A 10,907-nucleotide genomic window follows, 5' to 3' on the forward strand; every position below is an offset into this window, starting at 1 on the left:
TTTCAGAATTTTTTTCAAAATGTTGTAGAAAAAAAAGCTCCCCTTGTTCAAAAGGGAAGCCTCTATGCACCTCAGTGAGGGATTACACCGCCGAAAGCGGACGTAACCTTATACCAGAACCAGTCCAACGCCTGGTCAATTGTGCGGCTTTGTCCCGCGATATGCCCGGTCGAAGCCAGCACCATGGAACCGTCGATGACGGTGACGTTGCCGTCAACAGAGCCTTGTACCTCCACCCGGCCATTCTCAACCGTCAGGTTGCCAGTCACCTTCACGCCCTCAGGCACAATGACCGTATTGCCGTTAATGACCACATGCTGCAAGTCCTCGCCCGATACGATCATCTTGGCATCCTGATCCCATGAGGAGAAGAAACTGCCCAGCATGACCAGCAAAAATACAGCAGCAGCAGTCAGTCCCGGGTAACGGTACAGAATGCGGATAAAACGATTGCGCTCCGTACTCTTCGGCTTCGGAAGCTGCGACATAATACGCTCCCTCAACTGAGCGGAAGCGGCGCTGTCCAGTTGCGCAGCCGGCTTGACCGGTTCCCAAGCGGCGAATGCCGCTGCATCGGCCTTCTCCAGTTGTTCGAACCGCTCGCTGCAAGCGGAACACGACTTCATATGCGATTTTAATTCGGTGATTTCTTCACGCGGCAGCTCGCCGTCCAAGTAGTCATGGATCTTGACGATGGCGACTTTGCATTCCATAACAGCCATTCCTTTCTTCTATTGCTCGATTATACGAATGTCATCCCGCTTCACAGTCGGGAAGTTCAATTGCCTGCTTACGTCCTACACGTTCATGCTATCCCCGTCTCATCCAAGCTAAGCATGATCTCGTTATAGGATACGTATGAGAAAGAGGGATGTTTCAAAAAAATAAAATTGCCCTTGCTTATAATCGATGCTCCAGCTTTTTACGAAGAAATTCACGGCCTCTATGGACTCGGGTTTTGATCGTTGTAACGGGCATATCCAATATATCGCCCACTTCCTGCAGCGACAGATCCTGTATATATCTCAGCATCATTACAGTTTTGTACTTCGGAGGGAGCGACTCCATCGCCTGATGGATAATCCGCTGCGTATCGGATAAGATCAGCTCCGACTCCGGTGTCCGGTTATCGCTCGGAATCATGGAGTAGCCGTCCAGACCGTCATACTCCTGCGATTCGGCATCCAGCGAGTAAGTTGGCTTCCGCTTGCGAAGTCGGTCAATGCACAAATTCGTGGCGATCCGATAAATCCAGGTTGAAAATTTCAGCGCCTCGTCAAAACGGTCTAAGTTTTTATAAACGCGTAAAAAGGTATCCTGAACGACATCCTCCGCTTCTTGTCTGTTGTTCAGCATACGGTAAGCCATATGATAGAGCTTGTCCTGATATAGGTCCACAAGCTCAGCGAACGCTTGCTGGTCACCCTTCAGAGCGAGCCTTGCAAGCCTATTCTCCAACACGTTCACCTTGTCATTTCCTCCAAACGTTACGATCGTCCGTCTCGTCCGCTATAAGAGCGGGTGTCTGGAACGATACCTCTACCACCTATGTATCATCTATTCCAAATCGACAATCACTTTCAAGGGTACATGCTACAAGAATCCTTCTAGAAAAATGGTAATCGACATGAACCTAAAATGCAAGACCAATACGCAAGTGATTATCATCATAGGGATGGATTTTCGCAATTGACAAGGGAATATGGTCATCAGACCACGGATGAGATGGTATTTTATTTCTATATAGGGAATCAGCTCATAAAAAAGAGGACGCCCTGCAGCATGGAGCCGCAGTGTCCTCTTCATCCTCTTACAGCGTATTGCCCTTCAACTGATCCAGCACATCCATAATCGTTGTAGTCGGGATGGCAAAGCCAATCCCCTGCGCTTCTGCATTCACCGCTGTGTTCATACCGATGACTTCGCCCTTCGCATTCAGCAGCGGCCCGCCGGAGTTGCCGGGGTTAATGGAAGCGTCCGTCTGAAGCAGATGCTCGTACTTATGCGATCCCTGCTCGTCCTGTATGGTAATAGGGCGTTCCTTCGCACTTAGCACACCCATTGTCAGCGTATGGTCGAACCCATACGGATTGCCAATGGCCAGCACCCAGTCGCCGATCCGCGTCTCATTGGAGTCCCCCAGCTTCAGCGATGGGAAAGTGCCTCCGCTCGGATGCTCTACCTTTAGCACCGCCAAGTCCAGGTCGTAGCTTGTCCCCAGCACTTTCGCCGTCAGTGGTTCGTCATAGCCCTGTACCTGCACCTTTACTTCAGAAGCACCGGAGACCACATGCTCATTGGTCAAGATAAGCCCTTCCTTATCGAAAAAAAATCCAGTTCCAGATCCGCTCAGCACCAGTGGTCCTTGATCATTTTTGGGGGAAGCATTCCCATTGCCCTCAGCCGAGCCTTGTCCGCCAAAAAAATGCTCCAGCCATGGGTCGGCCATCATACCGCCACCCTGCTGCTGTTTATTTTTGCCGTAATTCTCGATCTTCACAACGGCAGGACTGGCCTTTTCATAGATCGCTGCCATATCATCCTTCGTATTCATGGACGCAGTAGCAAGCCCTGAATCTTGTCCACTCCCATTGCTCGTCTGCACACCGCTTGCGCTAGTCCCTCCAAGCAAACCGCCCGTGAACAGATTGTTCCGATCCGCTGAATACGTCAAGCCGCCGATGACCAACGCGCCTGTCAGAAATGCTGCGAACAGCGGCAATGCCGCATTCTTCTTCCTGCTCGATCGTCCTTTGTTTACTTCCCTATAATAGGCCTCAAATTGAGGAACCGTCAGCTGCCTTCCCGATTCTGCATCATGTCCGCTTGTTTTCTTATCCCCATACTCTTCATAACTCATATTCGTTATCCTCCCTCATGAACTGGTGGGCTTCATAGTTCTATCATGAGGGCTGCACCTTAAACCAATCTTAAGAGGGAGTAAAAGCTACATAAATATGCGCACATATAAAAAACCGCTCCACCCGGTGTCGGAACCAGGTAGAGCGGTACGTCTATCATCTATTCAGCATTAGCCTGTATTGCGAAGGCCCGCTGCAATTCCGTTGATGGTCAGAAGCACTTCACGCAGCAGCTCTTGATCATCCTGATCGTTGGAGCGCAGTTCGCGAAGCTCCGTCAGCAGCTGCACTTGCATGTAGCTGAGCGGGTCCACGTACGGATTGCGAAGACGAATTGACTCTTGAATGACAGGTACGTTATCCAGAATCTCGTCTTGGCCCGTAATGCTCAGAATCAGGTTGGAGCTAAGCTCGTACTCCGCCTCGATTTGCGAGAAGATGCGATCGCGGATGCTTTGCTCCGTAATCATATTCGCATATTCCTTTGCAATAACAAGGTCGGCCTTAGCCAGCGCCATCTGCAGATTGTCGATGAGCGAGCGGAAGAACGGGAATTGCTCGTACATCGTCTTCAGCGTAGCCAGCTTCTCTGCGTCATCTCCGACGTATTGCTGCAGCGCCGTACCGGCTGCATACCATGCCGGCAGCAGATAACGGCTTTGCGTCCAGGCGAATACCCATGGAATCGCACGCAGATCCTCGAATCGGTCGCTGTTCTTCCGCTTGGAAGGACGGGAGCCAATGTTCAGCTCGCCAACCTCAGGCAGCGGAGTCGATTCCTTGAAGAACGTCAGGAAGTCCGGATCGCGGAAGATCAGGTCCTGATACTTCTTCAGTGCCGTCTCCGAGATGGAACGGGATATTGCATCCCACTCCGCCTCTGCAGCAGGCTCTTGCTGCGGATACTTCGCCAGTCTAGCGGAAGTAATCAACGCCCAAGTTGCTTGCTCTAGGCTCCGGTAAGCGATGCCCTGCATGGAATAACGAGAAGACAGCACCTCGCCTTGCTCCGTAATCTTGATGCCGCCGCCTACTGTATGAGGCGGTTGAGCCAGAATACTGCGGTTGAGCGGCATACCGCCGCGACCAAGCGCACCGCCGCGTCCATGGAAGAATTTCAGCTTGACGTCATATTCCTTGCCGGCAGCCGTAATTTCCTTAAGCGCTACGCGCAGCTCCCAGTTCGCCGTAACCACGCCGCCATCCTTGTTGCTGTCGGAATAGCCAAGCATGATCTCATGCAGGTTGCCTCTTGCTTCTACCGCTTTGCGGTAGACCGGAATTTCGAACAGCTCCTTCATAATGCCAGGAGCAGCATGCAGATCGTCGATCGTCTCGAAGAGCGGCACCGATTGCAACGTACAGCGAATCGTGCCGTCGGCTTCCTTGCGGAACAGGCCAACTTCCTTCGCGAATACCATTACCTCCAGCATATCGCTGGCGGCTTGCGTCATACTGATCAGATAGCTGCTAATACAGTTCTCACCGAACTCCTGCTGTGCGCGGTACACCGTATGGTATACATCCAGACACTCGCGAGTGGATTCGGAGTAGTCCAGGTGGCTCGATGTGAGCGGACGAGGATCATTCAGCAATTGGTGAAGCAGCTTCGTCTTCTCTTCTTCCGAGAGGGAAGCGTAGTCCGGGACGACATGCATCTTAGCCAGAATCTCGGTCATCGCATTCTCATGCTCATTGCTGTGCTGACGAATATCCAGCGCCATCAGGTGGAAGCCGAACAACTCCACTTGACGAACCAGCTTCGCCAGATCCGTGTCAGCCACATAATCCGCATAATGATGGCGCAAGCTGCGATCGATCACAAGCAGATCCTCGCGCAGTTCATTTGGATGGTTGTAACGCATCGGAGTGCCCTTAAGCGCCTCGTCACGCGTATTAGCCAGCTTCTCCAGCATGAAAGCGATCTTGATACGGTATGGCTCGGTAGCCGTACGCCATGGATCGATGCACTTCAGCTCGACATGCTCGCGGTCGTTCAGAATCGATTGCTGCAGTTCCTCCGAGATGGTGACCAGATTCGTGCTGAAGCTCAGCAGTTCCATCAGGCCATTCAGTTTCTCTTCGTACTTGCGGATGGCCAGTTGACGATGCAGTTGCAGCGTCTCCCACGTTACCTTAGCCGTAACGGACGGATTGCCATCGCGATCTCCACCGATCCAGGAGCCGAAGCGCAAGAAGTCAGGAACATGCCAACGATCATCAGAATAGTACTTACTCAGGCAGCGCTCCAGCTCTTCGTATACGCTTGGAAGCACTTCGAATAACGTCTCGTCAAAGTAATACAAGCCGTTGCGCACTTCATCGATAACGGTAGGCTTGCGGTCACGCAGTTCATCCGTCTGCCACAAGGTTAGAACCTCGTTAAGCAGCTTCTCCTTCAGCTTCTCGCGCTCGCGGAACGTTAGCGTCGGATTGTCCAACTGCATGACGTCCTCCGCAATGCGCTTATGAATATCCAGCACCGCGCGACGTGTCGCTTCCGTCGGATGCGCCGTCATAACCAGCTCCAAAGAAATGCCGCTTAGAATGTCGCGTACATCTTCTACGCCAATCTGGCGCTCCTTCAGATCCTGAATCGCGCTCTCGATGGAGCCGCGTTGCACGCTCTCGCCCGCAGATACTTCATAGTCACGCTTTCTTCTGATACGGTGGTTCTGCTCGGCAATGTTAACCAGTTGGAAGTAAATCGCGAAAGCACGAATGACTTGATGCCGAATTTCCGGACTTAGGGAAGATACCGTAGACTTGAATTGCTCGAACAGCTCCGGCACAAATTCTGCACGAAGCGCTTTGCTTTGTTCCCGAATTTGCTCAACGATCTCAAGCAGTTCGCGTCCGCCTTGATGAACGAGAACCTCGCCAAGAATGTTGCCCAAGAAACGTACATCTCGTCTGAGCAAATTGTTCGTTCCTGTTCGACTAGTCGCTGTTGATGATACAGATTGTTCCGACATACCGTTCCTCCTACAAATCTGTGCAGCAAACCCACTTTGAAAGCATCCGCTCAATCCATACGCACATGCCTATTTCAACTTCGAAGGTTACTCTCACTTTAATGGCGTAATCACTTCTACCATCATACTACAAAACGACACGCCGTTGAAGTCCCGCAGCGCAATCTGTCGCCTTATTCTGACGACTTTCATGATTTACCACAGAAAAGCGCAATAGTATAAAAAAATCCCCCTGCATCGCAGAGGGAGTCGGTTGTGATTACTGGAGCGGGTGATGGGAATCGAACCCACGCTATTAGCTTGGAAGGCTAAAGTTCTACCATTGAACTACACCCGCAAAAAAAGAATGATGGTCGGGACGACACGATTTGAACATGCGACCCCCTGGTCCCAAACCAGGTGCTCTACCAAGCTGAGCTACGTCCCGAAATATTGATTCATTCTAAAAAAAATATGGCGCGGCCTAAGAGATTCGAACTCCTGGCCTTTTGATTCGTAGTCAAACGCTCTATCCAGCTGAGCTAAGGCCGCAAAAATTATGGAGCGGAAGACGGGAATCGAACCCGCGACCCTCGCCTTGGCAAGGCGATGCTCTACCGCTGAGCCACTTCCGCATGTTAGTTGTATCGTTCGCTTTCGTCACTTATCGTCGCGGCGACAAGTAATAATATATCATCTTTCAAAGTGAATTGCAACTCCTTTTTCGAAAAAATGATGTTTGTTCAAAAAAAGCCGCATTTCACAAGGAAATACGGCTTTTTCATTCGTTTCTATCATGCTATATGCTGCCATTTAGATGCGTATTTGTGTACTGTCAAATCGCTTAAGCGCCTGCTGCGGTAAGCTTTTCTCTTTCTCCACGGCTCTCTTGCTTCATGACGCGATCCGACACTGGCTGTCCAGCCAAAGCGAACGGAAGGCATAGCGGCAAGCCCGTGCGCGGATCTGGCACGATATCCGCTTCGATATTGAACACCTCGCGCATAATTTCGGGTGTAATAACCTCGACAGGCGATCCTTCGCCTTTTACTACCCCAGACTTAATCGCGATCATATGATGGGCATAGCGGGCCGCATGATTCAAATCATGGACAACCATAACGATTGTCCGATTATTCATCTCGTTAAGCTTCTGCAGCAAATGCAGAACCTCCAGCTGATGCGCCATATCGAGGAATGTCGTAGGCTCATCCAGGAACAGAATATCTGTCTCTTGCGCCAGAGCCATCGCAATCCATGCCCGTTGGCGTTGACCGCCAGACAGCTGGTCAACCGGACGATCCGCAAAGTCAGCCATGCCTGTAGATTCAACCGCCCACTTCACGATAGCACGATCTTCCTTGCTCAGCGAGCCAAAGCCCTTCTGATACGGGAAGCGACCGTAAGCGACAAGCTCGGATACAGTCAGGCCATCTGGTGCCGTAGGATTCTGAGGCAAGATCGCAAGCTGCTTCGCGACTTCCTTAGTGGATTGCTTATGAATAGACTTCCCGTCCAATAGCACGCTGCCTTTGGAAGGATTCATAATGCGCGCCATGGTTTTAAGTATGGTCGATTTCCCCGAGCCATTGGCACCTACAAGCGCCGTAATCTTCCCTTGGGGAATAGAAATATTTAAATTTTGAACGATCTTGCGTTCCTCATACGAAATATCAAGTCCTGATGTCGTTAACCGAATCATGCCATGCACGCTCCTTCCGCCATCACTGAGCTGTCATGCACGTTAGCAGTGATAACGATTATCAATAATATTGATGATAATGGTTCTCAGGCCAATTGTCAATGGGATTCTTCATCCATCCTTCATTCGGGAGGAAAATATAGTGAGCAATAGCTCTGATAGACTCATGAATTTGATCTGTGGGCATCGGATTTAGTACACTATGAGCAAGGGAGTGGATGAATCATGATGAATAAAAGATATACGCTTGAGGAAGCCAATGAGCTGCTTCCTACCATTAAGCAAGAGCTTCGGCAGCTTCAGCGTATGGCCGAGGAACTGGAGGATCACTACACCGCTTATCGCAAGGTAAAGGTAATCTATCAAGATGGTCAAGGAGACGCCCTGTTTGAAATGGAGAGCAGATTGGATTTCATGCAAATGGAACTGAACTTATATATAGAGAATTTTTCCCGCAAGGGAGTGCTTATCAAAATGATACATCCCGGCCTAGTGGACTTCCCTGCTATTCTGGATGGAGAAGAGGTCCTGCTCTGCTGGCAGGAAGGTGAACCGCACATCACACACTACCATAGCTGGACGGAAGGATTCATGGGCAGAAAACCTCATCCCGAGGCTTAGACGACGCTCGAAGAGGAACGCATACAAAACAAAAGACCCTTCTGCTCGAAGGGTCTTCTCATGTATGGTGCGCGTAGAGGGACTTGAACCCCCACGGTCGCCCGCTAGATCCTAAGTCTAGTGCGTCTGCCAATTCCGCCATACGCGCGTGGGTAACTCTAGAATTAGATCATACATGATTTCGAGCCAAAATGCAACCTATTCTCTGAAAAAAAGACCGACATTCCATTAGAATGCCGGTCTTGTCCGATCTTGTATAATGATTCGCTTGTTATGGCGAGTATTTACTCTTATTCGCGCACTGCACCTTCATCTTCTTTCTCCCTGGCATTCATGACAAGGGAAGCCTGCAGAATCTGATGGTTGTCCATCTCAATAATCGTCCACTGATGTTTGCCGTGGTAGATCGGCACCGGTTCTTCATCCAATGAAATCAACTGGACTTGAAGCCAGCCGCCTATTGTATCGACATTATAGTCGTTCTCGAATTTGAGTCCGAATTGCTCCTCAATGTCGCTCAGCAGCACCCTGCCGCTGAAGACATATTCCCCCTCGGATATTTTCATAACATCAGGCTTCTCATCCGCATCGAACTCATCACGGATCTCACCGACAATCTCCTCCAGAATATCCTCCATCGTAATAATGCCGGCTGTACCGCCATATTCGTCAATAATGAGGGAGATATGAACACCTTGCTTCTGCATCTTCAGCAGAACATCTTGCAGCGGCGCAGTCTCATGAATCGCTTCGATATCATGAATTAGGTCTTTCAAAGGCGTTGGACGATTCAACACCAGGTTTGTAACCAATTCCTTCGCATTCAAGAAACCAATGATCTTATCCTTATCGCCATCCTGCGTAACAGGGTAGCGTGTATATCGATTCTCATCAATAATGCGAAGTATTTCGTCATTGCTCATTCTCTCGTCAATGGCCACGACCTGTAGACGAGGTACCATCACATCTTTCGCCACACGTTGATCGAAGGCAAAGATGTTTTGCATATAAGAAAGCTCTGTTTGATTAATTTCGCCGCTTTGGAAGCTTTGCGTCATAATGATTTTCAACTCTTCCTCGGAGTGTGCCTGTTCGTGACCGGCAGGCTGTACACCGAAGATACGGAGAAATACACGCGCAGAACCATTAAGCAACCAAATCAAAGGAAACAATAGCTTGCCGAACAAGACGAGCGGTCTGGCAAGTAAAAGCGTCATTCGTTCTGCATACTGGATTGCCAATGTCTTAGGCGCAAGTTCGCCAAAAACAACGTGCAGGAATGTCATTAACGACAAGGCTAGTGCATAAGAAATCGGTGTTGCCCAAGCGTCTGATACGCCCCAATCATGGAATAGCGGGTGGAGCAGCTTCTCAATTGTCGGTTCGCCAAGCGCGCCAAGTCCAAGCGCTGTGACGGTGATACCGAGCTGACAGGCAGACAAGTAGTAATCCAGGTTGGAAACCAGCTTCTTGGCTGCTAACGCTGTCTTGTTGCCTTCTGCAATCAACTGATCGATACGGGACATTCTGACCTTGACGACGGCAAATTCCGATCCTACGAAAAATGCAGTTAACACAATTAATAATAATACCAGTAACAAATTAATGACTATGGCTACGTCCAACTAGTTCCCTCAGCTGAGGGATTCACCTCCGTGTGTGATAAAGTGCTTTCCCTTTAGCTATACGTCCATCCGAACATCACGTTTCAATAATCTTCTCACTTCTTTATTGCTTTAGTATGCTAATAATCAGAACGGTTAATTCTCCAGCAAACTCAAAACAACAAAAAACCCTTCTGCTCGAAGGGTTTTCTCAAGTATGGTGCGCGTAGAGGGACTTGAACCCCCACGGTCGCCCGCTAGATCCTAAGTCTAGTGCGTCTGCCAATTCCGCCATACGCGCGTGGGTCTTGCCGGGTAAATAAACTGGTGAGCCATGTAGGACTCGAACCTACGACACCCTGATTAAAAGTCAGGTGCTCTACCAACTGAGCTAATGGCTCTTAATAAAATGGCTGGGGATTCAGGGATCGAACCTGAGAATGACGGAGTCAAAGTCCGTTGCCTTACCGCTTGGCTAATCCCCAGCGTTACGGTATGGTGGAGGATGACGGGATCGAACCGCCGACCCTCTGCTTGTAAGGCAGATGCTCTCCCAGCTGAGCTAATCCTCCATGATGGTGACCCGTAGGGGATTCGAACCCCTGTTACCTCCGTGAAAGGGAGGTGTCTTAACCCCTTGACCAACGGGCCTAACTAATAATTGAAACGAATTTCCTGTAGAAAGGGCTTGTCCTTCTGCATGATGACGGATATCTTCATAAGAAGATCTGGAGCTCTCAACCGGGATCGAACCGGTGACCTCATCCTTACCATGGATGCACTCTACCTACTGAGCTATGAGAGCAAGTATGGCTCCCCGAACAGGACTCGAACCTGTGACAACTCGATTAACAGTCGAGTGCTCTACCAACTGAGCTATCAGGGAACATTGCACATTTGTGTAAAAATGTGTCCAAGAGCTTCAATTGCAAAAGACAGGATTTTTCGATAAATACCCTTCTGACTTTCATCAGAAAAGATTCAACGATAAATCAAGGTTTGTACCTTGAAAACTGGATACGAAAGTAGCTGTTTTGTACTTTAGCTTGTCTGTGGCTTGTATGAACCACAAACGATTAGGATAAGCCCTCGACCGATTAGTATTCGTCAGCTCCACACATTGCTGTGCTTCCACCCCGAACCTATCAACCTCGTCGTCTTCAAG

Annotated in this window: 7 protein-coding genes, 12 tRNA genes and 1 rRNA gene; 1 reads left to right on the plus strand and 19 read right to left on the minus strand. The window is 49.7% G+C overall.

The window, feature by feature from the left end:
- Positions 1-71: 71 nt before the first annotated feature.
- From DX130_RS23180 to DX130_RS23220, 9 genes are all read right to left on the minus strand, one after another.
- Positions 72-713: a zf-HC2 domain-containing protein gene (locus tag DX130_RS23180; RefSeq protein WP_116049475.1), complete on the minus strand. Its 642-nt coding sequence runs from the start codon at positions 711-713 to the stop codon at positions 72-74.
- A 187-nt stretch (positions 714-900) separates the two neighbouring features.
- Complete coding sequence (sigW, locus tag DX130_RS23185; protein WP_116049437.1) at positions 901-1,467, minus strand: RNA polymerase sigma factor SigW; 567 nt, start codon at positions 1,465-1,467, stop codon at positions 901-903.
- A gap of 343 nt (positions 1,468-1,810) precedes the next feature.
- Positions 1,811-2,860, minus strand: coding sequence for a S1C family serine protease (locus tag DX130_RS23190; protein WP_116049439.1), 1,050 nt, complete (start codon positions 2,858-2,860; stop codon positions 1,811-1,813).
- A gap of 171 nt (positions 2,861-3,031) precedes the next feature.
- Positions 3,032-5,836 (minus strand): phosphoenolpyruvate carboxylase, encoded by a 2,805-nt coding sequence (ppc, locus tag DX130_RS23195; RefSeq protein WP_116049441.1) that lies wholly within the window; start codon positions 5,834-5,836, stop codon positions 3,032-3,034.
- Between the two features lie 263 nt (positions 5,837-6,099).
- A tRNA-Gly gene (locus tag DX130_RS23200) sits at positions 6,100-6,173 on the minus strand.
- Between the two features lie 13 nt (positions 6,174-6,186).
- A tRNA-Pro gene (locus DX130_RS23205) sits at positions 6,187-6,263 on the minus strand.
- 27 nt (positions 6,264-6,290) lie between these two features.
- Positions 6,291-6,367, minus strand: a tRNA-Arg gene (locus DX130_RS23210).
- 8 nt (positions 6,368-6,375) lie between these two features.
- Positions 6,376-6,450: transfer RNA gene (locus tag DX130_RS23215), tRNA-Gly, on the minus strand.
- A gap of 209 nt (positions 6,451-6,659) precedes the next feature.
- A complete protein-coding gene (locus tag DX130_RS23220) occupies positions 6,660-7,517 on the minus strand; it encodes an ABC transporter ATP-binding protein (RefSeq protein ID WP_116049442.1) in 858 nt (285 codons plus the stop codon).
- 225 nt (positions 7,518-7,742) lie between these two features.
- Here DX130_RS23220 and DX130_RS23225 point away from each other — a divergent pair, with 225 nt between their 5' ends.
- Positions 7,743-8,138, plus strand: coding sequence for a DUF2203 domain-containing protein (locus tag DX130_RS23225; protein ID WP_116049444.1), 396 nt, complete (start codon positions 7,743-7,745; stop codon positions 8,136-8,138).
- Between the two features lie 65 nt (positions 8,139-8,203).
- On the opposite strand, the gene DX130_RS23230 is transcribed toward DX130_RS23225, so the two are convergent.
- From DX130_RS23230 to DX130_RS23275, 10 genes are all read right to left on the minus strand, one after another.
- Positions 8,204-8,286: transfer RNA gene (locus DX130_RS23230), tRNA-Leu, on the minus strand.
- 142 nt (positions 8,287-8,428) lie between these two features.
- The gene (locus DX130_RS23235) at positions 8,429-9,763 is read right to left on the minus strand and encodes a hemolysin family protein (RefSeq protein ID WP_116049447.1); all 1,335 of its coding nucleotides are present in this window, start codon (positions 9,761-9,763) and stop codon (positions 8,429-8,431) included.
- A gap of 197 nt (positions 9,764-9,960) precedes the next feature.
- Positions 9,961-10,043, minus strand: a tRNA-Leu gene (locus DX130_RS23240).
- Between the two features lie 24 nt (positions 10,044-10,067).
- A tRNA-Lys gene (locus DX130_RS23245) sits at positions 10,068-10,143 on the minus strand.
- 9 nt (positions 10,144-10,152) lie between these two features.
- A tRNA-Gln gene (locus tag DX130_RS23250) sits at positions 10,153-10,227 on the minus strand.
- Positions 10,228-10,238: 11 nt separating this feature from the next.
- Positions 10,239-10,314 (minus strand) — tRNA-Val (locus DX130_RS23255).
- Between the two features lie 4 nt (positions 10,315-10,318).
- A tRNA-Glu gene (locus DX130_RS23260) sits at positions 10,319-10,393 on the minus strand.
- A gap of 78 nt (positions 10,394-10,471) precedes the next feature.
- Positions 10,472-10,547, minus strand: a tRNA-Thr gene (locus DX130_RS23265).
- A 5-nt stretch (positions 10,548-10,552) separates the two neighbouring features.
- Positions 10,553-10,628: transfer RNA gene (locus tag DX130_RS23270), tRNA-Asn, on the minus strand.
- Positions 10,629-10,819: 191 nt separating this feature from the next.
- Positions 10,820-10,907, minus strand: a 23S ribosomal RNA gene (locus DX130_RS23275); the annotation flags it as partial.

It is taken from the genome of Paenibacillus paeoniae, assembly GCF_003388735.1.
In the GTDB taxonomy this organism is placed as follows: domain Bacteria; phylum Bacillota; class Bacilli; order Paenibacillales; family Paenibacillaceae; genus Pristimantibacillus; species Pristimantibacillus paeoniae.